The following is a 24071-nucleotide window of genomic DNA, read 5'->3' as shown; positions in this document are numbered from 1 at the left end:
CACGCGAAGTGTACCGCAGCCGGCAGCGCGGCCGGCAGCGATTCAGCGCGTGCCGTGGCGCAGCTGAATCACCCCTTCGCCGACGCGCTGCGCGATCAGTTCGGACTGAATACCCTCGCTGTAGCTGACGATGTCGTAGCCGGCATAGCCGCCGGCGCGCGCCAGCTGCTCGGCACGCCGGCGGAACACCATGCGCGCCTCACCCTCGCCGCCCGGCCGCGTACGCATCTTCTTCATGCCGAGATAGTAGGTGTCCTCGGACAGCTGCGCCTCTTCGATGGTCCAGTTCGGCGCCATCGGATCGAGCACGACGTAGGCGAGATAGGCAGCGCCGGCAAAATAGATGAGCTTTTCCGGCGTTGTCGTGTAGCCCGGCGTCAAGCGCAGCTTGGTGTCCGGAATGACGGAACTGGTCGCACTTGGCAACGAGCGATCGAGCGACGAACAGGCCGCCGCCAGCACGGCGGCAAGCAAGGCTGCGGACAGGCGTGCCGTCATGATCAGGCTCCGATGAAGTTGAACAGCGACAGGCCGGACACCTTCAGGAAGGACTGCTGGGCCGCCTGCAGATAAGCCTGCTGCTGCGTGAGCTTGCTCAGCGCTTCCGTGTAGTTCAGGTCGCGCAGGGTGGACAGGGAGGACTCGAACTGCAGGTTTACCTCTTCGCCCAGCGAATCGAGCGCCGCCAGCTCGGAGCTGCGAGCGCCGATGCGTGCTCGCGTGGTCAGCAGGTTGTCGGTCGACCGATCGATGTTGGAAATCGCCGAACCGATCGCATTGCTCACCTTGGCCAGCGCGTTCGCGTCGCCGGAGGCCGGCTGTTCGAGCGCGAGAATCACGTCGCCGATGGTTTCGAACACGCTCTGCGACGTGCTGATCTGCATCGATACGCGATCACCGTCGGCGGGGGCGCCGGTCATCGAGAAACGGGCACCGAAATTGAAGGGCGGCTCGGAACCGCCGTTCGAGCGCAGGTTGATGACGTCGCCCGGCAGGAAGGTCCGCGGCAGCGGCGCGCCGCCGGGCGCGGCACCGGTCAACAGCGAATTGCCGCTCGCGTTGTCGATGATGTCGTAAGTGGTCACGCCGCCGGACACCGCGAATACGACCTCGAAGTCGCCCGAGTTGGCCGGATCGTTCCACGCGCTCATGTCGGTGACACTCCCGGCATCGAGCACCGCGGTGCCACGGTTCGCCGGGTCCGGCGTCAGCGAGAAGTTGCCGTTGCCCGAGGGCACGCGCATGAACACGTTGGCGCCCGAATCGCTGATCGCCAGGCGGCGATTGCTGCCCACCTGTGCTTCGCGTTGACCGTCGTCGCCAGCGTAGCTCACACCGGCCTCGACACTGCCGGAGAAGGGCTGGGTCGTACTCTTGTAGCCGCTGAACAGATAGTCGCCGAACGCATCGCGCGAATTCGCGATACCCATCATTTCGGAGAACATCGCGCGGATGTCGGTGGCAATCGCCTTGCGGTCGGAATCGGCCAGCGTCGCGCTGCGCGACTGGATGAGGCGCTCGCGGATGGTCGCCAGGATGTCGCCAGCGGTGGCGATCTGCGATTCGGCGAAACCGAGTGCGCTGCTGGCGTCGCGGCGGTTCACCGCGAACTGGTCGTTCATCGACTTCGATTGCTCGACTTCGAGCGCCCGCGCGGACGCCACCGGATCGTCGGATGGCGCCAGCACGCGGCGGCCGGTGGACAACTGCTGCTGCAACCTGAACAGGTCGCCGCTCTGACGCACGAGGCCGGAGGTACCGGTTTCGTAGATGGTGTTGGTGGAAACGCGCATTACAACTCTCCTCAGCCGCCCAGTTGCAGCACGGTGTCGAACAGCCGACTGGCGATCTCAATCATCTTGCCGGACGCCTGGTATGCCTGTTGATAACGGAGCAGATTGGCCGCTTCTTCATCGAGATTGACGCCCGACAGCGACTGCTGCGACTCAGTGACACGCGACAGCAGCACGTCCTGTGCCTTCTGGTTCACCTGGATTTCGCGTGCCTGCGAACCGATCTCGGCAACCATCTGCGCGTAGGCACCCTGGAAGCCGGTGGTTCCGCCGGCCAGCGTGTCCGCGTCCTGCAGCGCGGCCAGCGCCAGCAGGTTGCGGTTGTCGCCCTGACCGCTGGCATTGGCCTGTATGGTGAAGGTGTCACCGTCGCGCGGAATCCCCGACAGCTGGAAGGTGAAGCCGCCCTGGCCGGCAAAGGTGAAGCTTGCGCCGGCCGAATCGGTGGCCGGGTTGTAGGCGATGGTGCCGCCCGGCCCGCCGGTCACGTTGAACACATTGGTCGCGGCGTCGAAGGTCAGCGTGATCGGGCCGCCCAGCGGCAGGCCGGTGGTCGAGGTGACGGTACCGGCACTGATTGCGCCCGTGCCGGCGTTGGTCAGGCTGGCCGCGGTGCTGATCGGCATCGCCACTGCCAGCATGCGCGGGTCGGACAGCAGCGTGCGGATATCCGAGGCGCCATTGCGCGTCGGCTGGATCAGGAAGCTGTCGCCGGCGGCCAGGGTAGTGGCGCCCGAATCCAGCGTGAAGCCCTGCGGGCTGCCAGCTGGCGGCAGACCGCCCAGCGTCGCCGCGGTCCAGCTCGTGTTGTCCGACAGGCGGGTGAGCGTGTAGTTGGCGCCGTCGTAGCGCAGGCGATAGTCGCTGGTGGTCAGTTCAGACGAGTCGTTGATCGTCACGTTGACCTGAGCCGCCGCGACTGTGTCGTTGGTGCTCGCCGGCAGCGCGCTGCCCGACAGCGTATTGAAGAAGGCTGTTCCCAGCGCCCCGTTCAGGTCCTGGCCGAGCAGGTGTTGCGCGTTGAACTGCTCCGCCATGCCGATGGCGACGCGGCCGAGCGCGTTCTGCGCCTCGTCCAGCGTTTCGCGGCGGAAGGCCAGCAGGCCACCGAGCTTGCCGCCGCTGAGCGAGGACTCCTGCATGCGCAGCACGGTGCCGCCGGGCGCGGTGTAGGTGACTTCGGTGCGGCTGGCGTCCTCGACCGACGGTCCGGCGGTCAGCAGGAAGGCGCTGCCACCGACGACGACGGGCTGACCGTTGCCGATGAAAAGATTGATCGAGCCATCGCTCTGCTGCAGCTGGGTCACCCGAACCAGGTCGTTCAGCTGGCTGATCAGCCGCTCGCGCATGTCGAGCATGTCGTTGGCCAGACGGGTCGGGCCGGTGCTCGCCTCCGCCACGGCAATCTGGTTGTTGTAGCGGGCGATCTGCGTCGCGAGCTGATTGATTTCCTCGACGGTGCCCGAGATTTCTCCATTGAGACCGGTACGGACCTCGTCCAGCCGCAGATCGAGCGCGTTGAAGCGTGCGGTCATGGCCTGTGCAGCCGAAATGACCGACTGCCGGGCGGCGAGCGAGGTGGGCGAGGCCGTCACGCTCTGCAGCGCATCGAAGAAGCCTGACATCGCCGGCGACATGCCCGCGTCGGCGTCGGCAAGCAGGTTGTCGAGGGCGCCGATCTGGTCGGCGTAGGCGTTGTACTCGGCGCTCTGCGTACGCGCCTCCATCACCTGGGCCGTCAGGAACTGGCTGTAGATGCGGCGCACGGTTTCGATCCGGGCGCCCTGGCCGAAGAAGCCGGCGCCGGTCTGCTGTGGATCGTTGGTGCCGAAGATGACTTCCTGCCGGGTGTAACCGGTGGTCGCCGCATTCGAAATGTTGTGACCGGTCGTGACCAGTGCGGCCTGCGCCGCATTCAGTCCGGAGATGCCGATGCTGTAGAGCTGCGTTCCCATGATGTGCCGTCTCGTCAGAGTGCTTGGGACACGTCAAAGCAAAAGCTTTGCCAGCTCCGTTTTATGGGCGTCACACTGGACTGGAACAATGTCGGGGATGGTCACTCCCGCTCATCGCATATCGGCCACGGACGTGGCTTTCAAGACATCGGCCGGACGCGCCGAGGTGGTCCGGCGGGCACACCGGCTGACACCGCTCGAACGCGCGGTGCTGATAGTCGCCGACGGGCGGCAGGATTTTGCCGGCCTGCTTGCCGCTCTCGGCCGGGCGGCCAGCGGCGACATCGAGGCGGCGGCCGCGTTGACCCGGCTGATCGAACTCGGACTGCTCGACATCGAGCGACCGGCGCCGGTCGCCTCCGCCGGGCGGAAGTCGCTGGCGCTGGCCCGCCTCTATCTGATCGAAAGTGTGGAGCGCGCCTTGCGCGGACAGACCGACGCGCTGAAACCGCTGCTGCGCGACGCCACCGACGAGGCGGGCGTCCGCCGTGCGTTGCTGGCCTGCGAGAAGGCGCTTCTGGATGCGGGTGCGGCCCGACAGGCCAGCCTGATCCGCGCGCGCTGTCTGGAACTGCTGCCGTGATCTGCGCGCCGGCGCTACCGCCCCGCCCGCAGGATCAGCCCGACAAGGCAGCGCGCAGCAGCGGCCCCTTGATGATGCGCTCGAGCTTGTCGGCGTAAGCCGGGTCGGTGGCGTAACCCGCCTGCTGCAGGCCGCGGGCGAAACTGCCAGCGTCCTGCGCACCGAGCACGCGGGCGTAGCGCGGTTGGTTCTGCAACAGACGGGCGTAGTCGGCGAAGCTTTCTTCGTAGGAGCCGTAACTGCGGAAGGCATCCGTCTGTTTGGTCCAGCGGCCGTCGATGAACTCGCTGGCCGAAACGGTGACGGTCTGCCCCTGCCAGCTGCTGCCGGCCTTGATATTGAAAAGGTTGTGGCTGGGCGTACCGTCGGCCGACGTCAGTTCGGCCCGGCCCCAGCCGGTTTCGAGCGCGGCCTGGGCAACCAGGAACTGCGCCGGAATGCCCGTCGCGCGACTGGCCGACAGCGCGGCCGGCCATACCCGCTCGACGAAGGCACGCGCGTGCTCCGGCACATCGCGGTTCCTGACCGGCGCAAGTTCGGCCAATGCCGCTTCGAGATCGGCAGCAGCGGCCGCTTCGCCCGGCTGCAGACTCTGCCGCAGGGCGGCAGAGCTTGCCGCCGCCGGCATCCGCGGCAAGCCCTGGAACAGTCCGGCTTCGGACAACGGCTTCAGTTCCGGCCTCACCGAGGTATCGGCACTGTTCGCGTTCGCCGACAGCTGCCGTTCGAGCACGCGCGCCAGCCCGGTACCGCCGCCTTCAGTCATGACCTGGGCCCACTGCTGGTCCAGCATGTCCTGGTACATCTTGCTTTCCTGCCCGCCGAACAGTTCGTCGCCGTGCGAGGCCTCGCGCATCGACTTGATCACCACCTGCAGGAACATCGCCTCGAACTGCTTGGCTGCGGCCTTCAACGCCTCCGGCGAGTTGTCGCGCGCCGCGCGGCGCAGCACGTCCAGACCGCGCACGTCGGCGGCCAGCGTGTTGAGCGCGGCGTTCTCCATCAGATCACTTCCAGTTCGGCGCGCAGCGCACCGGCCGCCTTCATCGCCTGCAGAATGATGATGAGATCCTGCGGATTGGCGCCCAGCGCATTCAGCGCACGGACGACTTCTGACAGATTGGCGCCCTTCTTCACATTGATCAGCGCGCTGCCTTCCTGCTGGATGTCGATCTGGTTGCGTTCGGCTACCACGGTCTGCCCGCCGGACAGCGGTGCGGGCTGGCTGATCACCGGCTCGGAGCTGACGGTGACCGACAGGTTGCCGTGTGCGACCGCACAGCTGTCCAGCGTGACCGCCTGGTTCATCACCACCGAACCGGTGCGCGAATTGACGATCACCTTGGCGGCCTGCTGCGCCGGCGTGACGTCGAGATTCTCGATGCGGCTCATGAAGGCGACGCGCTGGTTCGGGTCCAGCGGTGCGCGCACCTGGATACGCCGGGCGTCGACCGCCACTGCGGTGCCGGGGCCGGCACTGGCGTTGATCGCATCGACCATGCGCTGTGTGGTGCCGAAATCGGTGGTGTGGGTTTCGAGATTGATGAAATCGCCCTCGCCCACCGCCGTCGGCACCGCGCGCTCGACCGTGGCGCCACCGGCAATGCGGCCCACCGACAGATGATTGATGGTGACGGACGAGCCGCCGGCCGAGGCGCCGGCGCCGCCGACCACCACATTGCCCTGGGCCATGCCGTAGATCTGGCCGTCCGCGCCCTTGAGCGGCGTCATCACGAGGGTGCCGCCGCGCAGGCTCTTGGCGTTGCCCATTGACGACACGGTCACGTCCATCGCCTGACCGGGCCGCGCGAAGGGCGGCAGGCTGGCGGTCACCATCACCGCCGCGACGTTCTTCAACTGCAGGTTCTGCCCGGGCGGCAAGGTCACACCCATGTTGCCGAGCATGTTGATCACGCTCTGCACGGTGAATGGCGTCTGCGTCGTCTGGTCACCCGAACCGTCGAGGCCGACCACCAGACCGTAGCCGACAAGCTGGTTGTTGCGCACGCCCGACAGCGACGCCAGGTCCTTGATGCGCTCGGCGCTGACCGGCATCGCGGCCAGCAGTGCAAGCAGGAGGAATGTGGTGAAGCGCTTCATTTCGGTTCGCCTTCCGGGCGGCAGTACAGTGCCTTTTATACGCCGGCGACCAGGAACCCGATGGCCGGAAAAGAGGGCTGATTCCTCATCACAGCGGCAGGAAGCTCAGGAAGAAGCGGCCCAGCCAGCCCATCACCTGCGCCTCGTCGATATAGCCGGTGGCGCGGTACTCGATGCGTGCATCGGCCACCTGGGTGGACTGCACCGTGTTCGCCGCGGTCACCTGGGTCGGATTCACGACGCCGGAGAAGCGGATGTACTCGTCGCCCTGATTGATCGCGACCTTCTTTTCGCCGGACACCAGCAGGTTGCCGTTCGGAAGCACCTCGATCACGGTGACGGTGATGGTGCCAGTGAAGTTGTTGTCGGCCGAGGACGCGCCCTTGCCGGCGAACACGTTCTCGCTGTTCGCCTGCACGCCTATGCCCTGTGCGCCCTTGAGCGGCACGCCAGCGATGCGCGGCACGCTGACCTCGATGTCCTGCGAGCGGTCCGCCGAGCTCGACGACTTCTTCGCCGCCTGCGTGCGCTCGCTCAGGTTGATCACCAGCGTGTCGCCGACCATGCGCGCGCGACGATCCTCGAACAGCGGTCGCACGGCGCCCGGCTGGAAGATCGCGCCGGCGTTGGTCTGATACTGCGGACGCGGCTCCGGACGTACCGTCATCGGCTGATGCACCGCGGTCGGCGGCGTCGTCGTGACGCAGCCGGCAAGCATTGCCGCAACGACCAGCACCACGGCAAAACCTGCGCAGCGGGCGGCAAGGTGAAGGCGTTGGGCATTCATGGTGGTCTCCGCCGGATCTCTTAGAGCTGGGTCAGTCGGGCCAGCATCTGGTCCGACGTCTGGATGGCGCGCGAGTTGATTTCGTAGGCGCGCTGGGTCTGGATCATGTTCACCAGTTCCTCGACCACGTTCACGTTCGACGTTTCAACGAAGCCCTGATTGAGCAGGCCGGCGCCATTGGTGCCCGGGGTGTTCGGCGTCGGCACGCCGCTGGAGGCGGTTTCGACGAACAGGTTCTCGCCGACGCTCTGCAGGCCTCCGGTATTCACGAAGGTCGCCAGTTGCAGCTGGCCGATCTGGGTCGGCGCATTCTGGCCGGCCTGCAGCACGCTCACCACGCCATCACGGCCGATGGTGACCGACACCGCGTCAGCCGGAATGGTGATCTGCGGCTGCACTGGGAAGCCGCTGGACGTCACCATGACGCCCTGCGCATCCTTCTGGAAGGCACCGTCACGGGTGTAGGACAATGTGCCGTCCGGCATCTGGATCTGGAAGAAGCCTTCGCCCTGGATAGCCACGTCGAGCGTGCCGCCGGTCTGCTGGATATTGCCTTGCGTGTGGATACGTTCGGTCGCCACCGGACGCACGCCGGTACCGATCTGCAGGCCCGACGGAATGGTGTTCTGCTGCGTGTTCAGCGCGCCCGGCTGACGCATGGTCTGGTACAGCAGATCCTCGAACACGGCGCGGGCACGCTTGAAACCGTTGGTACTGACGTTCGCGAGGTTGTTGGTGATGACATCGAGCTGAGTCTGATGTGCATCCATGCCGGTGCGGGCAATCCACAGCGAGCGAATCATGTTCGGTTACTCCGGTTGTCAGTTGTTGCCCAGAACCTGCGAGGCAGCCTGGTCGTTGCGTTCGGCGGTCTGCAGCATCTTGGTCTGCATCTCGAACTGGCGGGACAGCGAAATCATCGCCACCACCTGATCGACCACATTCACATTGCTGCCTTCGAGGTAGCCACCGACGACACGCACGTTCTGTGCCTGCGGCTGCAGTCCGGGTGCAGTGGAGCGGAACAGGCCGTCGTCGCCGCGCTTGAGTGTGTTCTCGGGCGGATCGACCAGCTTCAGGCGGCCGATCGGGTTGACCTGGTTCACACCGCCGGTGCGCTGCACGGCAGACAGCGTGCCGTCGGCACCCAGCGTCACCTCGGTGTCCGGCGGCACGGTGATCGGACCGGTCTCGCCCTGAAGAGGAATGCCCTCATGGTTCTGCAGGATGCCGGTCGGGCTGACCTGGAAGTGGCCGTTGCGCGTGTAGGCCTCGGTGCCGTCGGGCATGGCCAGCGTGAACCAGCCCTTGCCCTGAATCGCCATGTCGTACGAACGCCCGGTCTGCTGCAGCGCGCCCGGCGTGTAGTCGTTCTTGACGCTGGCGTCGATGACGAAGGCGCGCGACGCGAACGCCTCGGTCTGCACCTGAACGGCACGCAGACGATGTTCCTCCGCGCGATAGCCGGTGGTCGATGCATTGGCGAGATTGTGGGCGACCGAAGCCTGGCGCTCCATCGTCCATTTCGCGCCGGTCATCGCGGTGTAGATCACGCGGTCCATGACAGCTCCTCAGTGCGCGTCAGCGCAGGTTCACCAGCGTCTGCATGATCTGATCCTGCGTCTTGATCGACTGCGCGTTCGCCTGATAGGCGCGCTGCTGCGTGATCATGTTCACCAGTTCGGCGGTGAGATCGACGTTGGAATCCTCGACCGCGCCCGGCTGCAGACCGCCGCGATTGCCGGTGCCGGGCTCACCGACGGCCGGCGGACCGGAGAAGGAGGTTTCCGCCCAGGCGTTGCTGCCCAGTTGCACCATGCCATCCGGGTTCTGGAACGAGGCGAGCACGACCTGACCCAGCGTGCGCGACTGGCCGTTGGTATAGCGGCCCTGGATGATGCCCTCCGGCGACACGCTGAGGCCGGACAGCCGGCCCGAGGTGTAGCCATCCTGCGCCACGGCATTCACGCTGAACGTGGTGCCGTACTGGGTCGAGTTGCCGAGGTTGAGATCGAAAGCCAGCGGGCTGGTGGCACCGGTGCTGATGGCGAAGGACTGTGCCACCGTGGACGGGCCGACCAGACCGCCGTTGGAATTGAAAGTGAGGGTGGTCGCTGCCGTCGGCGCGCCACCGTCCAGCGTCGTGTAGAGATCCCACTCGTTCGGCGTGGCCGACTTCACGAAGTACATCGACATCACGTGCGGATTGCCGAGCGAGTCGTAGGTGGTCATCGACGTGGAGTACGAGAAGCTCGACGTGTCGGCGGTCGAGAACGGCGCCGTTGCCGGCGGCGACAGTCGTGAATCGAGGTTGACCGCCAGGTCGGCCGCCGTGGTCGACGTCGGCTCGGCGCCGGACAGCGCGGTGTCGATGCGCAGGTCGATCGGCGCCGTCACCACGATGTTGTCGTTGGCGTCGGTGCCGTAGCCAGTGAGCCGGTAACCGGAGCCATTGACGATGTAGCCCTGCTTGTCGACCGAGAACTGGCCGTTGCGCGTGTAGAGCACGTCGCCGTTGTCGCTCATCCGGAAGAAGCCCTCACCGTTGATGGCGATGTCCAGCGGATTGCTGGTGACGGTGATGTTGCCCTGCGAGAACTGCTGGGCAACGCCATTCACCCGCGCGCCGATACCGATCTGGGCCGAACCGCCGCCGCCCAGCGTGGTCGCGTAGATGTCGGCAAATTGTGCCTGCGACTGCTTGAAACCCACGGTGGTCGAGTTCGCGACGTTGTTGCTGATCGCGTCGAGCGCCTTGGAGGCGATGTTCAGTCCGGAAAGTCCTTGCTGGAAGGCCATGATTCAACTCCCGATCAGTAGATCTGCTTGATGTCGTTCATCGTGACCAGCCCTTGCTGGCCCACATTCAGGCGGGTAACGCCGCCGGTGCGCTCGACGCTGCCGACCACCGCGAGTTCGAGCGGCGTGCTGGTCAGCGTCTTGCCTCCCTGCACCGCTTTCACGGAGAAGGAGTACGAGCCATCCTGAGCAACTGCCGTGCCAGAGTTGTCCTTGCCGTCCCAGACGAATTGCGTGATGCCGGCCTCCTGATCGCCCAGCGCCATCTCGCGGACGATCACGCCGTTCGCGCCCTTGATGGTGACAACGACGTCGTCGGCAGGTGTGGTCAGCTCCACGCCGCCCATCGACTGCCCCTCGACCAGCTTCAGGTCTGAACCTTCGATCAGCACGGCGTGACCGACCAGCGCCGTCGCCTGCAGATGCTGCGCGTCGCTGGTGCTCTCCATCATCTTTTCCAGCGTGCTGTTGAGCTTGGTGATGCCATCGACGGTGCTGATCTGCGCCAGCTGCGAAGTGACCTGCGCGTTGTCCATCGGGCTGAGCGGATCCTGCATTCTGAGCTGCGTGGTGAGCAGCATCAGGAAGCGGTTCTGTGCCGCGTCGAGTTCGGACGTTGCCTGCTTCTGCGTAGTGTTCAGCGAGCTGTAGAGGTCGGCGGCAGAATTGCCATTGACGGGATTGGTGGCCATGGCGTTGTCCTTACTGTCCGATGGTGAGGGTCTTGAGCATCAGCTGCTTCGCGGTATTCATCATTTCCGCATTGGTCTGATAGGAGCGGGAGGCGGAGATCATGTTGACCATCTCCTCCACGACATTGACGTTGGGCATCTGCACGTAGCCGTCGGCGTTGGCGGCCGGGTTGGTCGGGTCGTAGGTGCTGCGCAGCGGCGCCGCGCTCTCGACGATCTGCGTCACGCGCACACCGCTGGCTTCGCTGCCGTCGGCGATCGGCTTCATCTCGAACACCACCTGCTTGGCGCGGTAGGGCTGGCCGTTGGCCGTGGTGACCGAGTCGGCGTTGGCGAGATTGCTGGACGTCGTGTTCAGTCGCACCGACTGCGCAGTCAGTGCGGAACCGGCGATGCCGAACACGTTGAACATGTTTCCTGCCATGGTTCAGCCTCCTTACTGGCCCTGGATCGCCTGCTGCATCGTGCGCAGGCGACCGCTGATGAAGGTGAGCAGCGCTTCGTACTGCACCGAGTTCTCGGCAAATGCGGCGCGCTCGACGTCCATATCGACGGTGTTGCCATCGACGCTGGACTGCGTTTCGGTGCGGTACTTCATCGACTGGTCGAGTGCACCGCTGCCCTTGGCTTCGATGTGCGAGCTGGAAGTACGCGCCAGTTCCACCGGACCACCGAGCTTGCCGCCCAGCGCACTTTCGAGCGCGCTCCTGAATTCGATATCGCGTGCCTTGTAGTGCGGCGTATCCGCGTTGGCGATGTTCGACGCCAGCTGCTGCTGGCGTGCGGCACGCACGCCGAGGGCGGCTTGATGCAGGTTGAGATGTCGGTCGAGAGGTGTCGGCATGATGTGCAGTCCATTGCAGCTATCGTGCCAATGACTTTAAGCGCCGAGGTGCCGCCGGAAACGGCAAAAAAGGACTGTTCGCACCCCGCCTTTCCTCGTCTTCTGCCGCCCCCGAGCGGCAAGGTTTGCCGCGCCAACCCGCGCAACCCGCCTTCAAGCCCTTGCCGGAAAAGGATTTTCGCTGCGGCAGCGGGCGCACCGCTCGCGCCGGGCACGGCGCAGCGGAACAGAACCATGCTTTACCCGCTATTTCCGGCATTGACCTTGCGAGCAGCGTGATCGAATGCGTCCATCGCCAGGAGATCCGCCCATGTTCCGTCGTCCTCTTCTCATGCTGCTGCTTGCCCTGTGCTCCAGCGCGCAGGCACAGACCTCACCGGAGGCGCTGCGCGCCGCCGTGAGCCAGTTCCTGACGGCGCAGGCAGCAAGCATGCCGGGCAAGGCTGTGGTCGAAGTCGGTCAGCCGGACGCGCGGATCGCGCTGGCAGCCTGCACGGCACACGAGCCCTTCCTGCCGCCGGGCGCCCGCCCCTGGGGCCGCGTCAGCGTCGGCATACGCTGTGTCGCCGGCGCCAGCTGGACCATCTACATCCCGTCGCGCGTGCGCATCGAGGGTGACTATCTGGTCGCGGCGCGCGCACTGGGCCGTGGCCAGGTGGTGGCCGACGGCGATTACGCCTTCATGCGTGGCGACCTGACCGAACTGCCGCCGAACATGATCACCGATCCGCAACAGGCCATCGGGCAGTCGGTGAACGTCGCCCTCGGTGCCGGTCAGCCGCTGCGCGCCGACTGGCTGCGCGCACCGGTCGCCGTGCAGCAGGGCCAGATCGTAAAGCTGTTCGCACGCGGCAACGGCTTCTCGGTCAGTCACGATGGCCGCGCGCTGGCCACCGCGCAGTCGGGCCAGACGGTGCAGATACGCACCGGCAGCGGCCAGGTGGTGAGTGGCGTAGCACGTCCGGGCGGTCTTGTCGAAGTGATCTATTAGGGTCTGTTGCCATTGAATCGCGGGCCGCGCGCGAATCCCGATGCGTCCGGATCAAGGCGGGCCGACGCCGGCTGACTGGCCGTCAGGCCAGGAGGCCCAACGCGGAGCTGGGCGCATCGGGACTCGCGCCCTCCGGGTTTGCAGCGCGCGAGGCACGGACCGCGTTGCGCTCCTTGTCGAGACAGCCAGTCTCGACTTCGTCGTACGCCTTGCCCGTGCCTCGCGCGCTGCAAACGCGGTTCGCGATTCAATGGCAACAGACCCAATGGGAACTGTTCGACGGCCAGCCGCGTCGGTGCTTGATATAGTGCGCATCAGGCATCGGTGTAAGACGGCTCCCTACAAAAAGTTCTAAAGTTTTGTCGTGTCGTCGTCGTAATACCGATCGAACGTCTTCTGAAAGGGTTCATCGTGAAAATCGACGGAACTGGAAAGCCGCTTGGTCCGACTTCAACTTCGACCACGCGCAACTCGTCGGGCAACACCCCGACCAATTCGACTTCGGCCACGCCTTCCGCGGGCGCCCAGGTCGATGTTTCGAGCACGTCCTCGCGTCTGCGCGAGCTCGAATCGACCATTGCCAACGTGCCGGTGGTCGACAGCGCTCGCGTCGATGAAATCAAGCAGGCCATTGCCGACGGTCGCTTTAAGGTCAACGCCGATCGCGTGGCCGACAGCCTGATCGAAAGCGTGCGCCAGATGCTGAACACGCGCCCGGCGACCTGATGTCCCAGAACGAACTGGCCGCGCAGATTTCCGCGCGACTGTCCGTACTGATGACCGAGGAGGTCGCGTCCTTGCGCGCGGCCATCGGCCATCTCGACGCCGAGCGCCGCGCGCTCGAGTCCGGTGATGTCGATACCCTGCCCGTGCTTGCCGCACGCAAGTCGGAGGTCTACGGCCGCCTCGCGCAGTTGGGCGATGCGCGCTCGGCGCTGCTTGCGCGTGCCGGCGTGAAGCCGGCGAAGGCCGACATCGACGCACTGTTCGCCAGCGGACCGGAATGGACCGCCTGCCGCAAGCCTTTTGCCGACCTGCTCGAATTGGCTCGCGAAGCGCATGACGCGAATCAGGCGAACGGGTTGATGATCCGCGCGCAGATGAAGTCCAGCCAGCAGGCGCTTGCGGTGCTGATGTCGGCCGCCGAGCAGGCGTCGACCTACGGGCCGGACGGTCAGGCGATGGCACGCACCAGCCGTCGATCCTTCGGCAGCGCCTGAGCACTGCGGGGCGCAACACCCGCTTACACCCGCACGACATGGCTTGACCCGGCGACACAGCGTGTTTGCCGGTGGCTGTCATCGTGGCCGCCTGTTCCACAGCCCCGGCCACATGCCATGCCCGTTTCCCGCACCCTCCCGCTGCTCAGCCTCGTGCTGCTGATGACCGCCTGCGCCTCCGCACCGGACGGCGACTTCGACCGCTCACGACGCGGGCCTCCGGCCGAGGCGCGCAGCGGTGGCAGTGCCGGTGTCGTCGACGATCTGCAGACGCAACTGGCCGAGGTGGAGCAGAGCTTGGCGCTGACACCTCTTCAGCAGCCCCTGTGGGAGCGTTACCGCGAGACGATAGGCGCGTTGATGGCAGACCAGCTGCGGCTCGACCCGCGCCCAGTCACACGCGTCGACGCAGTGAAGCAGATCGGTCGCAAGGTCGATGTGGTCCGCAACCGGCTGGTCGCGATGGAAGACATCGCCGAGGCGGCGGAACTGCTGTACGGCACGCTCGACCCCAGCCAGCGTCGCGTCGCCGACCGGCTGCTGCCGGGCACGGTGCCGGCGCTGTACTCCGGCCTGCCCGGCCGGGGAGCCGAGGACGGGTCGGCGCGCGACCGCCGTGGCGAGCGCGGCGGACCGCCTCCGGGCGGGCGCCGCGAGCGGGCGCAGTGATCAGAGCCTGGGGAAGCTCGAACCGAGGCTGCCCTCGGGCACCTCGACCGGTGCGTTCGCAGGCGCACCATTGAGCGCCGCCCGGTCGGTCGAATAGGTTTCGATGCGGATGGACACACGACGATTCTTCGCCCGTCCCTGTTCGCTGTCGTTGCCGGCAATCGGCCGCTGATCGGCAAGTCCTGCCGCGGTCAGCCTTGCCGGAATGATGCCCTGCTCCTCGAACACCTGGGTCACCGCCGCCGCACGCAGCGCCGACAGCGACCAGTTCGACATGCCGCGCCCGGTGGCCGGCACGTTGTCCGTGTGTCCTTCGATCACCAGCGGAAAATCGCTGTACAGCAGCACGCCCGCCACCGCCGCGATGATGTCGCGCGCCGCCGGTTCCAGCGTCGCGTCGCCGCGGCCGAACAGGAAGGTGGCGTCGAGATCGACGGTAATGCCGAGCGCACCGTCGGTCACCGTGGCCTGGCCGTCCTGCGTCAGCGCCGACAGCGCCTGCGTCAGTTCGGTCATCGTGCGCTGCGCGCGCTCGCGTCTTTCTTTTTCCTTCGCTGCGGCTCGCGCCTGACGGACCTGGTCGAGCTCGATCTGCAGCGCGCTGCGCGGCGGCGCCACCGCAGGCAGCTCGATCAGCTGGACGCCGTCTCGGGCCGAAAACGCGCTGTTCAGCGATGCACTCAGCACGCGGTACTTGCTCTCGCTGACTTGGGAAATCGCGTACATGACGACGAAGAAGGCGAACAGCAAGGTGACCAGATCGGCATAGGAAACCAGCCAGCGGTCGTGATTCTCGTCCGACTCCGGCACGTAGCGACGCTTGCGTGGCGCGCTCACTCCGGCACCTGGGCAACGTAGCCGAGCAGCCGGCCCTCGATGATGCGCGGGTTGTCGCCGTTGGCGATGCCGACCAGGCCATCGACAAAGATTTCGCGCACCGCGATGAGCTGCGACACGTGGGTCTGCAGCTTGCGACCGATAGGCAGGAACACCAGATTGGCCGCACCAACGCCGTAGATGGTGGCGACGAAGGCGGTGGCGATGCCGGCGCCGAGCCGGGTCGGGTCAGCCAGGTTTTCCATCACATGAATCAGGCCCAGCACCGCGCCCATGATGCCTATGGTTGGCGAATAGCCGGCGGCAGAATCCCAGACACGGGCCGCCTGACGCAGGGTGTTCTCGTACGTCGTGATCTCGACTTCCATCACCTCGCGAAGGCGGGTTGCATCGGCGCCATCCACCAGCAGCTGTACGCCCTTGCGGTAGAACGGATCGGATTCGTTGCCCACCTGCTTTTCCAGCGCCAGGATGCCCTCGCGCCGCGACAGTTGGGCCCAGGCGACCAGTCTGCGGATCATGTCGTCCGGCACCTGGGACGGCGCGACGAAGGCCCAGCGCCCCATGCGCATGCCGCGCATGAAGATGGGGAAACGGGTCTGCAGCATGGTCGCGCCGAGCGTGCCACCGAGCACGATGACGAAAGCGGCCGGCTGGAACAGCGACGACAGGCTGCCACCCTCGAGCACCTGCCCGAGCATGATGGCAGCCAGACCGAGCAGCAGGCCGGCGATGCTGATGCGATCGACGCGCACGCGTACTCCGCTCAGCCGCGCGCCGCGATGCGGCTGCGCAGTCGGGCGATGGCCTGGCTGTGCAGCTGGCAGACGCGCGATTCGGATACGCCGAGGATTTCCCCGATCTCGCGCAGGTTCAGGTCTTCTTCGTAATAGAGACCCATCACCGTCTTTTCGCGGTCCGGCAGATCGCCGATGGCGCGTACCAGCACGTCGCGCATGTTCTTGTCGAGCAGTCGTTCGAGCGGATCGAGATCTTCCGTACCGACGCTGTGGCGGTCGAGGTAGTCATCGTCGTCGCCATCGGTGAAGTCCTCGAAATAGACCAGCTGATAGCCGCGCGCTTCCTGCAGCATCTTCTGGTACTCGGGCAGCGGCATGCCGAGCGATTCGGCCAGTTCGCCTTCGGTCGGCTGACGGCCCTTCTGCTGCTCCAGCGTGTGGATGGCGGTTTCGATGCGACGCATGTCGCGGCGCAGGCTGCGCGGCAGCCAGTCGTTCTCGCGCAGGCCGTCGAGCATGGCGCCGCGGATGCGCTGCACGGCATAGGTTTCGAACTGCGCGCCCAGCCCTTCCTCGTAGCGGCTCATCGCGTCGAGCAGGCCCAGCATGCCGTTCTGGATGATGTCCTCGACCTGCACGCTGGCCGGCAACTTGGCCATCAGGTGGTAGGCAATGCGCTTGACCAGCGGCGCGTAGTGCTTGGCAAGCTGGTCACGGTCCAGTGTTCCGGATGCGGTGTACATGTTTCGTCCTCTGCTGCGGGTCGCTTGTGCAGTCAGGCCACTTGGGCCGGGAATCCGTCTGCACGCCCTCCCCGGTCGCTGCGGTCACCCGCGAGCGCGTCGTCCAGGGCCGACAACATACCGGCTTTCTCCGCCTCGCGGGTCACGAAAAGCTTTTCGGCAAGATCGCGCCCGATCTTGAGGGCATCGTCACCCGCCGTGGCGAAAACCGGGCGCTGGTAGCCGCTCGGCAGGCAGCCCAGCCAGTGCAGCGCACTGCCCAGGTGTTCGCTCACCACGCCATTCAGGCTGGCAAAGGCCTGGCGGGCGTCGGCCACCGAGCGCGCGCGGCTGACGCCGACATGCACCGGACGGGCCGCACCGCCGGTCACCGGCGCACTGCCGGCGAGGTGACGCTTGATCAGCGCGTAGGCCGCGGTGATGCTGACGCCGGAGGCGGCGGTGATCACCGCCAGCCGGTCGGCACGACGGGCCAGCGCCGACAGCTGACCGTCGTCGAGCGCGCAGTCGATCACCAGCAGTTCGGTATCGCGGGTCAGTTCGACCAGCGCTTCGTCCAGCGCCTCGGTCTGCAGGCGGTTCAGCTGCTTCGACGCGGCCGCGAGGCGGGCTGCCGGCACCACGGCGACGCCGTGTTGCGAGGCGATGCGCACCGAGGCGAGCGCGACGTCACGGTTGATCGCCTGCAGCAGATCGATGCGCGAGGTCAGACCCAGCCGCGCGGTGGCCGAGCCGGCGCCCTGGTGTTCGTCGATCAGCGTCACGCGCAGGCCGCTGCGGGCCGCTTCGATGGCGGTCGCCAGCGCGATCGACGTGCTGCCGACGCCATCCATCGCGCCGGCGAAGGCGACGCGCTGCGTCGGGTAACGGCGGAACATGGCGCGCAGGCCAGCCGCCTGGTCGTGCATGAAATCAGCCACGGCTCACCTCGCTGCGCATGTCGCGACGCGAGGCAGCCATCAACAGGCCGGCGTCCTGCGGTGAGAGGTGTTGCGACGAGTCCTCGCCGGCGGCACGCAGCGCGCGGTGCATCAGATAGGCGCGGTTGGGCAGGTGCAGATCTTCCGGCACGCGCTGGCCGTTGGCGACGTAGTACAGCGGCAGTTCGTGGCGCATCAGCACATCGAGCACCGGGCCCAGCGTCACCGATTCGTCGACCTTGCTGATGATGGCGCCAGCCAGATCGGCGCCACCATTCGGCGACGAGTAGGCGCGCACCACGTCGTCCAGCGCATCGGCGCGGGCGACCGAGTTCAGCAGCAGCAGGCGGCGTACGTCGCCGCTCGACGACAGCATGGCGATCTGCTCGGCGACGGCGCGGTCGCGCTGGCTCATCCCGACGGTGTCGATCAGCACCATGTGCTTGTCGCGCAGTTCGACCAGCATGCGGCGCAGGTCGGAGGCGTCGCGCACCGCATGCACCGGCACGCCGAGGATGCGGCCATAGATGCGCAGCTGTTCGTGAGCGCCGATCCGGTAGCCGTCGGTGGTGAGCAGCGCCACCTTGTCGGCGCCGTGACGAACGACGCAGCGCGCCGCGAGCTTGGCGGTGGTGGTGGTCTTGCCGACGCCGGTCGGACCGACCAGCGCATAGACGCCGCCGCGGTCGATGATGTCGGCGTCGGAATTCAGCGTGATCAGGTCGCGGCCGATCAGCGTGCGCAGTTCATTGCGCGCGGCAGCCAGCGAGTCGGAACTGCTGAGCTGGTCGAGCAGCCGGTAGGTGGTTACCGCGCTGAATCCGGATTCAAGCATTTCGGCAGCCAGCGTGGTCTTGATCGGCGAGCTGCGCGACATTTCGCCCCAGGCGAAACCGGCCAGCTGCTGTTCGAGCATGCGACGGATGCTGCCCAGTTCCTCGCGCAGTGCGGCGTCAAGCTGCGGTGCCGGCTCGGACGCTTGCGCGGCGTGGCGTGGCGCCGCCTCGACAGCCGGTGCGGCACGACGCTGCGGCACTTCGGCGTGCGCTTCGAGGTGCTCGTTGGCCGGCACCTGCTGACGGCTGCGTGCCAGATCGCGCAATTCGCTCGGCGTCGCCGAACGCGGCTTGTACGGCTGCCAGGGCTTCGGCGCCCGCACTTCCTGCGCCGGAGCCGGCGCCGGTGCGACCTTGCGCGCAGCCAGGCTGCTCGACAGCGTCACCTCGAAATCCTCGTCGCCGTAGGGCCGGGACGAGGTCTGAAATGCGGACTGCGCTTCGGCGCGCGCGGCGGGTTGTGCGGCAGCACGCGCCACCGGTGCCACCGGCGCCGGTGCCGGCGCAGCGGCCGGCTTCTTCGTCGGTGCAGTCATGGCCTCCAGCGCATTCGCCGGCAGCGCGAGTATTTCCACGCCGCCCTCGACCGGTCGGTTCGACAACACGATGGCGTCGGGGCCGAGGTCTTCCTTGATGCGGCGCAGGGCGTCGCGGGCGGAGGCAGCGAGATATTTGCGAGGCGTCATGATTTGACTCCGATGACAGAGGTCACCTTGATGGTGCGTGTTTCAGGAACTTCGGAATTGGCGAGCACTTTCAGGCTGGGCACCGCCCGGCGCAGGAAGCGCGACAGCAGCCAGCGCAGCGGCGCCGGCACCAGCAGCACGGCAGGCAGACCCATTTCTTCCTGGTTCTGCGCGGTGCGCGCCACTTCATTCATCAGCGTGTCGGCCAGGCCCGGTTCGATCACCGAACCGTCGCCGCCGCCACCGAGCGCCTGACCGATCAGGCGCTCCAGACCCGGGTCGAGCACCATGACCTGGACGTCGGTATTGCCCGGGAACAGCTGCTGCACGATGGCGCGGCCCAGCGCCACCCGGACGCGTGAGGTCAGTTCGAGCGGGTCCTGCGTACGCGGCGCGTACTCGGCCAGCGTCTCGACGATGGAGCGCATGTCGCGGATCGCCACACCCTCCTCCAGCAGGCTCTGCAGCACGCGCTGCACCACCGCCAGCGGCAGCGCCTTCGGCACCAGATCCTCGACCAGCTTGGGCTGTTCGCGGCCGACGTGTTCAAGCAGCGCCTGCGCTTCCTGACGGCCGAACAGTTCGGCGGCGTGAGTCAGGATGAGATGGTTCAGGTGGGTGGCGATCACGGTGGCCGCATCGACCACGGTGTAGCCCAGCGCGTGCGCCTGTTCGCGCAGGCCTTGTTCGATCCACACCGCCGGCAGGCCGAAAGCCGGATCGCGTGCTTCGCGGCCCGGCAGCGAACCCGCCACGCGGCCCGGGTTGATCGCCATCAGGCTGCCCGGATAGGCCTCGCCACTGCCAACATCGACGCCCTTGAGCGTGATGCGGTAGCCGTTGGGTTTCAGTTCGAGGTTGTCGCGGATGTGCACCGGCGCAGTCAGGAAGCCGATTTCCGCCGCAAACTTCTTGCGCAGGCCACGGATGCGCTTGAGCAGCTCGCCGTCCTGGCCGCGATCGACCAGCGGAATGAGGCGGTAGCCGACTTCGAGGCCCAGCGTGTCGACCGGCACGACGTCGGTCCAGGCAGCTTCCTGCTGCTCGGGCGGCGTGACCGACTGCGCCGCCGCCTGTTCGGCCGCCTTCTTCTCCGCCGCCTCCTTCACCTTGGGCGACGCCGCCTTCTGCATGCCGCGCCAGGCAAGGTATCCGAGGCCGGCGGCGATCAGCAGGAAAACGAAGTTGGGCATGCCGGGGATCATGCCCATCAGGCCCATGATGCCGGCGGAAATGCCGAGCACGCGCGGATCACCGAACAGCTGACCGATCACCTGGCCGCCCACATCGCCATCGTTGCCGACGCGCGACACCACCAGACCGGCGGCGATCGAAATCACCAGCGCCGGGATCTGCGCGACCAGGCCGTCGCCGATGGTGAGCATCACGTAGGCCTTGGCGGCCCCGCCGGCGGTCATGTCGTGCTCCATCACACCGATCAGCATGCCGCCCACCATATTGATGAGCAGAATGAGGATGCCGGCGATCGCGTCGCCACGCACGAACTTGGACGCACCGTCCATCGAACCGTAGAAATCCGCCTCGTCGGCGATTTCCTTGCGCCGCCGGCGCGCTTCGTCCTCGCCGATCAGGCCGGCGTTCAGGTCGGCGTCGATCGCCATCTGCTTGCCGGGCATCGCGTCCAGCGTGAAGCGGGCGCCCACCTCGGCGATCCGGCCAGCGCCTTTTGTAACGACGACGAAGTTGATGACGGTCAGGATGATGAAAACGATGATGCCGACCGCGTAGTTGCCGCCGACCAGGAAGTGGCCGAAGGCTTCGATCACCTTGCCGGCCGCATCCGGGCCGGTGTGGCCTTCGAGCAGAACGACCCGGGTGGAGGCCACGTTGAGCGACAGGCGCAGCAGCGTGGTCACCAGCAGGACCGACGGAAATACCGAGAAATCGAGCGCCTTTGTCGTATAGAGCGCCACCAGCATCACCATCACCGACATCGCGATGTTGAACGTGAAAAACACGTCCAGCACGAAGGTGGGCAGCGGCAGCACCATCATCGACAGGATGAGGACGATGAGCAGCGGCGCGGCCATCTGGGCGATGTTCGGGGAACCGATGACCTGACGGAACGAGAGGGACGTAGCCATGACGACATTTCATCGCAGGTGACGTCCATCAAACCGGAGAAAGAAGAGGGGTTTTCCCCGGCTATTGGGTCGACTGGATTGTTACGCAGCGCAAAACGCCCTTACAAACAGGGGGCGCTCCTGTTCACGTCGGCGTGCGTTACTTCCACTGTCGCACCCCAGTCCCAGGAGACTACAGATGAACGCCCCGGCCCGTGCCGCTTCAGCCAGCTCGCTTCACCCCGTTCTATGGGTGGCCGCTGTCTCGGTCACCGCCTTCAGCGCAGTCGGCATCGCCAGAATGTCCGGCTTCTTCGAGCCGGCCACGCCGGCACCGGTCATCGCGGCCGCCGCACAGACCGGCACGACGCCGGCTCCGGCGACGCAGGCGCTCGTTGCCGCCCCCGAACCGGCTCACCCGGCCGCCGCCGCCGCCGACAAACCTGCCGAGAAGCGCAGCGAGAGGCATGTCGTCAAGGCCGTAGCAGCGAAGAAGGTGCATGTCGCCGACGCTGGCGAAGCAGGTGCGGTCAAGGTCGCGGACCGGACCTACGACTCGGGCATCGATGTCATTCCCGCGCAGCCGCGCACCACCTACGAGCAGACGCTGCCGCGCAGCGAAGCCGAGTATCGCGCTCCGGCGCCGGTTTGCGCCGACTGCGGTCTGGTCGAATCGGTACGCGAGGTGAAGGCGCCGGCCGACCCCAGCGGTCTGGGTGCCGCCGCCGGCGGCGTGGTTGGCGGCCTGCTTGGCAACCAGGTCGGCAAGGGCAGCGGGCGCACGATCGCGACGCTGATCGGCATTGCCGGCGGCGCCTATGCCGGCCATCAGGTCGAAAAGACGCAGCGCACGTCCTCACGCTGGGAAGTCGGTGTGCGCATGGAAAACGGCGAGTACCGCACGGTCACGCTGGACGCGGAACCGGTCTGGCGCACCGGCGACAAGGTCAGGCTGCAGGGCAACCGGCTCGTAATGGCCGACTGAACACAGGTTTCCTCCTTCCTCTCTCTGAGGACCCCTTTCGGGCACCCGCGTGGTGCCCGTTTTTTTGCCTGCTCGCCCGCGTGCTGTCCGACTCAGGCCGCCGTGCGGAAGCGGCTGACCTCGCCCTGCAGCTGTTCCGAGAGGCTGGCCAGCTCGCTCGCCGAACTGGCGACCGACGCTGCGGCACTGGCGTTCTCCTCGACCACCTGCACGATCTGCTCGACGCGCCGCGCCAGATCCTGGCTGGCCACGGCCTGCTCCTGCAAGCCGCCGGATACCTCGCCTATCGTGCCGGCGACCTGTCGTGCGTGCGCGTCGATGTCCAGAACCTTGGCCCGTCCCTGTTCGGCCGTCGCCAGACCCGCATGCACCCGCTGAACCGTGCTCTGCATGGTGCTCGACACCTCGGTCGCGCCGCTCTGGATGCGCGTCACCATGTCGGTGATCTCGGTGGCCGAGCGCGCCGACTGTTCGGCCAGTTTGCGCACTTCGTCGGCGACCACCGCAAAACCCCGCCCCATCTCTCCGGCGCGCGCGGCCTCGATCGCCGCATTCAGCGCCAGCAGATTGGTCTGATCGGCGACGTCACGGATCACATGGACGATACGCGTGATGTGCGCCACTTCGCTGCCCAGTTCGAGCGCACGCTGGGCGCTGCTCTCGATGCCCTCGGTCACTTCGCGGATCTGCCCCACCATGCGGCCGATGTCGCCGGCACCGTCCGAGGCGTGCTCACCGGCCACGTGCGAGGCGTCGCGTGCTTCGTTGCTCAGCTCGCTGACGTGGGTGATCGAGGTCGACAGTTCCTCCAGCGACGCGGCCATTGCAGCCGCCAGTTCCGCCTGCGAATCCGAGGCAAGCCGCACCTGCTGGGTGGCGCCCGACAGATGAGCGGCCGAGTCGCCGAGCTTGCCGGTGGCGTCGCCTATCGTGCGCACCATGCCGCGCAGCGACTGCTGCATCGACTGGACCGCGCGCAATACCTGCGCAGGCTCGCTTTCGCCCTCCGGTCGCAGATCGGTGGTCAGGTCACCGTCGGCGATCCGCCGCACCGCGGCCAAGGTGTGGCCGAGCTGGCTGGAAATGCTGCGCGTGATGATGAGCGAGACGATGATCGCCGCCACAATGAACAGGGCACCGGCGATCAGCACGGCACGCGTCAGTGCGTCGGCCGAATCTTCGAGCGCTGCGATGGCGTGGTCGTTGCGCAGTCGGACGCGCTCGCGCAGCGCCATTGACGTCTCGTTCAATGCACTTGCCGCCGGGCCGTGCGTCGAGTGCAGCAGTTCGTTCGCCTCCGTATTGCGATTGACCAGCGCCAGGGCCAGCACCTCCTGCGAAATGCCGCGGAAGGCCTGCAGGCGCTGTTCGAGCTGGGCAAACAGCGCCCGCTCGGCCTCCTCGCTGCCGGGCAACGCGACCAGTGCACCGAGGCGCTTGACCGCCGCGTCGGTCTTGCCGACATAGTCCTCCAGCTTGACGCGTACCTTCTGGATCGCGGCGTCCTCGGTTTCGATGATGGCGCTGCGCGAATAGACGCGCACCCGCTGTACCGCGTCGTTCAGATCGGCGATCGCATCGACCTTGGGCTGGGTCAGCGCGCGGATTTCGTGCGCGCTGGCACTCATGCGCACCGACTGGATTTCGACGAAAACGGCCACCGCAATGAAGATCAGTGCGATCAGACCGAAGCCGAGCGCAAGACGGGTGGAGATTCTCAGGTTCTTCATGGAGAGTCCCTCAAGGGCTGATTGTGTGCATATAACTCAAGGGGTTAACGGCCCCTGCACACGCCGCTTGAGACAAT

The 24071-nt window shown here is 66.5% G+C and carries 25 protein-coding genes; 6 read left to right on the top strand and 19 right to left on the bottom strand.

The annotated features are described in order from the left end of the window. Positions 1 to 42 precede the first annotated feature (42 nt). Genes WDZ97_RS00810 through flgK form a run of 3 tightly spaced genes read right to left on the bottom strand, consistent with a single transcriptional unit; the run spans position 43 to position 3748 of the window. A complete protein-coding gene (locus WDZ97_RS00810) occupies positions 43 to 498 on the bottom strand; it encodes a hypothetical protein (RefSeq protein ID WP_425761498.1) in 456 nt (151 codons plus the stop codon). A 2-nt stretch (positions 499 to 500) separates the two neighbouring features. Then, on the bottom strand, positions 501 to 1793 hold the full coding sequence (gene flgL / locus WDZ97_RS00805) for a flagellar hook-associated protein FlgL (protein WP_304002159.1): 1293 nt from the start codon (positions 1791 to 1793) through the stop codon (positions 501 to 503). Between the two features lie 11 nt (positions 1794 to 1804). Continuing rightward, positions 1805 to 3748, bottom strand: a complete 1944-nt coding sequence (gene flgK / locus WDZ97_RS00800; protein WP_425761497.1) for a flagellar hook-associated protein FlgK — start codon at positions 3746 to 3748, stop codon at positions 1805 to 1807. A 133-nt stretch (positions 3749 to 3881) separates the two neighbouring features. Between flgK and WDZ97_RS00795 the strand changes: the two genes are divergently transcribed. Next, complete coding sequence (locus tag WDZ97_RS00795; protein ID WP_425761496.1) at positions 3882 to 4331, top strand: hypothetical protein; 450 nt, start codon at positions 3882 to 3884, stop codon at positions 4329 to 4331. Positions 4332 to 4365: 34 nt separating this feature from the next. Here the strand turns inward: WDZ97_RS00795 and flgJ are convergent, their stop codons facing one another. The 9 genes from flgJ to flgB form a co-directional block, all read right to left on the bottom strand. Beyond that, entirely contained in the window at positions 4366 to 5334 is a 969-nt protein-coding gene (gene flgJ / locus WDZ97_RS00790; protein ID WP_304002155.1) for a flagellar assembly peptidoglycan hydrolase FlgJ, read from the bottom strand. Beyond that, positions 5334 to 6431: a flagellar basal body P-ring protein FlgI gene (locus tag WDZ97_RS00785; RefSeq protein ID WP_304002152.1), complete on the bottom strand. Its 1098-nt coding sequence runs from the start codon at positions 6429 to 6431 to the stop codon at positions 5334 to 5336. Before WDZ97_RS00785 ends, flgJ begins: the two co-directional genes overlap by 1 nt. 88 nt (positions 6432 to 6519) lie before the next feature. Next, entirely contained in the window at positions 6520 to 7218 is a 699-nt protein-coding gene (locus WDZ97_RS00780; protein WP_304002151.1) for a flagellar basal body L-ring protein FlgH, read from the bottom strand. Positions 7219 to 7238: 20 nt separating this feature from the next. Next, on the bottom strand, positions 7239 to 8021 hold the full coding sequence (gene flgG / locus WDZ97_RS00775; RefSeq protein ID WP_024300873.1) for a flagellar basal-body rod protein FlgG: 783 nt from the start codon (positions 8019 to 8021) through the stop codon (positions 7239 to 7241). Between the two features lie 18 nt (positions 8022 to 8039). Next, the gene (flgF, locus tag WDZ97_RS00770; protein ID WP_019917305.1) at positions 8040 to 8780 is read right to left on the bottom strand and encodes a flagellar basal-body rod protein FlgF; all 741 of its coding nucleotides are present in this window, start codon (positions 8778 to 8780) and stop codon (positions 8040 to 8042) included. A 19-nt stretch (positions 8781 to 8799) separates the two neighbouring features. Continuing rightward, positions 8800 to 10017, bottom strand: coding sequence for a flagellar hook protein FlgE (gene flgE, locus WDZ97_RS00765; protein ID WP_425761495.1), 1218 nt, complete (start codon positions 10015 to 10017; stop codon positions 8800 to 8802). 14 nt (positions 10018 to 10031) lie between these two features. Then, complete coding sequence (locus tag WDZ97_RS00760; protein WP_019917302.1) at positions 10032 to 10709, bottom strand: flagellar hook assembly protein FlgD; 678 nt, start codon at positions 10707 to 10709, stop codon at positions 10032 to 10034. Positions 10710 to 10719: 10 nt separating this feature from the next. Beyond that, on the bottom strand, positions 10720 to 11121 hold the full coding sequence (gene flgC / locus WDZ97_RS00755; protein ID WP_020165452.1) for a flagellar basal body rod protein FlgC: 402 nt from the start codon (positions 11119 to 11121) through the stop codon (positions 10720 to 10722). Positions 11122 to 11145: 24 nt separating this feature from the next. Continuing rightward, positions 11146 to 11553: a flagellar basal body rod protein FlgB gene (gene flgB / locus WDZ97_RS00750; RefSeq protein ID WP_019917300.1), complete on the bottom strand. Its 408-nt coding sequence runs from the start codon at positions 11551 to 11553 to the stop codon at positions 11146 to 11148. Positions 11554 to 11863: 310 nt separating this feature from the next. Between flgB and flgA the strand changes: the two genes are divergently transcribed. The 4 genes from flgA (at position 11864) to WDZ97_RS00730 (ending at position 14433) form a co-directional block, all read left to right on the top strand. Beyond that, positions 11864 to 12544: a flagellar basal body P-ring formation chaperone FlgA gene (gene flgA, locus WDZ97_RS00745; RefSeq protein ID WP_425761494.1), complete on the top strand. Its 681-nt coding sequence runs from the start codon at positions 11864 to 11866 to the stop codon at positions 12542 to 12544. A 411-nt stretch (positions 12545 to 12955) separates the two neighbouring features. Further along, positions 12956 to 13270: a flagellar biosynthesis anti-sigma factor FlgM gene (flgM, locus tag WDZ97_RS00740; RefSeq protein ID WP_019917298.1), complete on the top strand. Its 315-nt coding sequence runs from the start codon at positions 12956 to 12958 to the stop codon at positions 13268 to 13270. Next, entirely contained in the window at positions 13270 to 13764 is a 495-nt protein-coding gene (locus tag WDZ97_RS00735) for a flagella synthesis protein FlgN (protein ID WP_425761493.1), read from the top strand. Before flgM ends, WDZ97_RS00735 begins: the two co-directional genes overlap by 1 nt. A gap of 117 nt (positions 13765 to 13881) precedes the next feature. Continuing rightward, positions 13882 to 14433, top strand: coding sequence for a Spy/CpxP family protein refolding chaperone (locus WDZ97_RS00730; protein ID WP_425761492.1), 552 nt, complete (start codon positions 13882 to 13884; stop codon positions 14431 to 14433). Here WDZ97_RS00730 and WDZ97_RS00725 read toward each other — a convergent pair whose 3' ends face one another. From WDZ97_RS00725 to flhA, 6 genes are read right to left on the bottom strand one after another with little or no spacing between them, the layout of a single operon-like run. Continuing rightward, positions 14434 to 15270 (bottom strand): flagellar motor protein MotB, encoded by an 837-nt coding sequence (locus tag WDZ97_RS00725; RefSeq protein WP_304002135.1) that lies wholly within the window; start codon positions 15268 to 15270, stop codon positions 14434 to 14436. It lies immediately after the preceding gene. Continuing rightward, positions 15267 to 16025: a flagellar motor protein gene (locus tag WDZ97_RS00720; protein ID WP_304002133.1), complete on the bottom strand. Its 759-nt coding sequence runs from the start codon at positions 16023 to 16025 to the stop codon at positions 15267 to 15269. The genes WDZ97_RS00725 and WDZ97_RS00720 overlap by 4 nt, the downstream gene beginning before the upstream one ends. 11 nt (positions 16026 to 16036) lie before the next feature. After that, positions 16037 to 16753: an RNA polymerase sigma factor FliA gene (locus WDZ97_RS00715; RefSeq protein WP_019917293.1), complete on the bottom strand. Its 717-nt coding sequence runs from the start codon at positions 16751 to 16753 to the stop codon at positions 16037 to 16039. A gap of 32 nt (positions 16754 to 16785) precedes the next feature. Further along, complete coding sequence (locus tag WDZ97_RS00710; RefSeq protein WP_425761491.1) at positions 16786 to 17673, bottom strand: MinD/ParA family ATP-binding protein; 888 nt, start codon at positions 17671 to 17673, stop codon at positions 16786 to 16788. Next, positions 17666 to 19195 (bottom strand): flagellar biosynthesis protein FlhF, encoded by a 1530-nt coding sequence (gene flhF / locus WDZ97_RS00705; RefSeq protein WP_425761490.1) that lies wholly within the window; start codon positions 19193 to 19195, stop codon positions 17666 to 17668. The genes WDZ97_RS00710 and flhF overlap by 8 nt, the downstream gene beginning before the upstream one ends. Then, positions 19192 to 21300 carry a flagellar biosynthesis protein FlhA gene (gene flhA, locus WDZ97_RS00700; protein WP_425761489.1) on the bottom strand — a complete coding sequence of 703 codons (2109 nt, stop codon included), beginning with the start codon at positions 21298 to 21300 and terminating at the stop codon, positions 19192 to 19194. Before flhA ends, flhF begins: the two co-directional genes overlap by 4 nt. 178 nt (positions 21301 to 21478) lie before the next feature. On the opposite strand from flhA, the gene WDZ97_RS00695 reads away from it, so the two are divergent. Beyond that, positions 21479 to 22264 carry a glycine zipper 2TM domain-containing protein gene (locus WDZ97_RS00695; RefSeq protein ID WP_425761488.1) on the top strand — a complete coding sequence of 262 codons (786 nt, stop codon included), beginning with the start codon at positions 21479 to 21481 and terminating at the stop codon, positions 22262 to 22264. A gap of 92 nt (positions 22265 to 22356) precedes the next feature. On the opposite strand, the gene WDZ97_RS00690 is transcribed toward WDZ97_RS00695, so the two are convergent. Next, on the bottom strand, positions 22357 to 23994 hold the full coding sequence (locus tag WDZ97_RS00690) for a methyl-accepting chemotaxis protein (RefSeq protein ID WP_425761487.1): 1638 nt from the start codon (positions 23992 to 23994) through the stop codon (positions 22357 to 22359). Positions 23995 to 24071: the final 77 nt, after the last annotated feature.

This window comes from Methyloversatilis sp. MC4-4 (assembly GCF_049843555.1).
Taxonomy (GTDB): Bacteria; Pseudomonadota; Gammaproteobacteria; order Burkholderiales; family Rhodocyclaceae; genus Methyloversatilis; species Methyloversatilis discipulorum_B.
Note: the sequence above shows the minus strand (reverse complement) of the source record. Positions and strands in the feature narration are given on the sequence as shown.

Coding starts and splice junctions, on each gene's coding strand:
- WDZ97_RS00810 (WP_425761498.1), bottom strand. CDS start 498: ATGACGGCACGCCTGTCCGCAGCCTTGCTTGCCGCCGTGCTGGCGGCG.
- flgL (WP_304002159.1), bottom strand. CDS start 1,793: ATGCGCGTTTCCACCAACACCATCTACGAAACCGGTACCTCCGGCCTC.
- flgK (WP_425761497.1), bottom strand. CDS start 3,748: ATGGGAACGCAGCTCTACAGCATCGGCATCTCCGGACTGAATGCGGCG.
- flgJ (WP_304002155.1), bottom strand. CDS start 5,334: ATGGAGAACGCCGCGCTCAACACGCTGGCCGCCGACGTGCGCGGTCTG.
- WDZ97_RS00785 (WP_304002152.1), bottom strand. CDS start 6,431: ATGAAGCGCTTCACCACATTCCTCCTGCTTGCACTGCTGGCCGCGATG.
- WDZ97_RS00780 (WP_304002151.1), bottom strand. CDS start 7,218: ATGAATGCCCAACGCCTTCACCTTGCCGCCCGCTGCGCAGGTTTTGCC.
- flgG (WP_024300873.1), bottom strand. CDS start 8,021: ATGATTCGCTCGCTGTGGATTGCCCGCACCGGCATGGATGCACATCAG.
- flgF (WP_019917305.1), bottom strand. CDS start 8,780: ATGGACCGCGTGATCTACACCGCGATGACCGGCGCGAAATGGACGATG.
- flgE (WP_425761495.1), bottom strand. CDS start 10,017: ATGGCCTTCCAGCAAGGACTTTCCGGACTGAACATCGCCTCCAAGGCG.
- WDZ97_RS00760 (WP_019917302.1), bottom strand. CDS start 10,709: ATGGCCACCAATCCCGTCAATGGCAATTCTGCCGCCGACCTCTACAGC.
- flgC (WP_020165452.1), bottom strand. CDS start 11,121: ATGTTCAACGTGTTCGGCATCGCCGGTTCCGCACTGACTGCGCAGTCG.
- flgB (WP_019917300.1), bottom strand. CDS start 11,553: ATGCCGACACCTCTCGACCGACATCTCAACCTGCATCAAGCCGCCCTC.
- flgA (WP_425761494.1), top strand. CDS start 11,864: ATGTTCCGTCGTCCTCTTCTCATGCTGCTGCTTGCCCTGTGCTCCAGC.
- WDZ97_RS00735 (WP_425761493.1), top strand. CDS start 13,270: ATGTCCCAGAACGAACTGGCCGCGCAGATTTCCGCGCGACTGTCCGTA.
- WDZ97_RS00730 (WP_425761492.1), top strand. CDS start 13,882: ATGCCCGTTTCCCGCACCCTCCCGCTGCTCAGCCTCGTGCTGCTGATG.
- WDZ97_RS00715 (WP_019917293.1), bottom strand. CDS start 16,753: ATGTACACCGCATCCGGAACACTGGACCGTGACCAGCTTGCCAAGCAC.
- flhF (WP_425761490.1), bottom strand. CDS start 19,195: ATGACGCCTCGCAAATATCTCGCTGCCTCCGCCCGCGACGCCCTGCGC.
- flhA (WP_425761489.1), bottom strand. CDS start 21,300: ATGGCTACGTCCCTCTCGTTCCGTCAGGTCATCGGTTCCCCGAACATC.
- WDZ97_RS00695 (WP_425761488.1), top strand. CDS start 21,479: ATGAACGCCCCGGCCCGTGCCGCTTCAGCCAGCTCGCTTCACCCCGTT.
- WDZ97_RS00690 (WP_425761487.1), bottom strand. CDS start 23,994: ATGAAGAACCTGAGAATCTCCACCCGTCTTGCGCTCGGCTTCGGTCTG.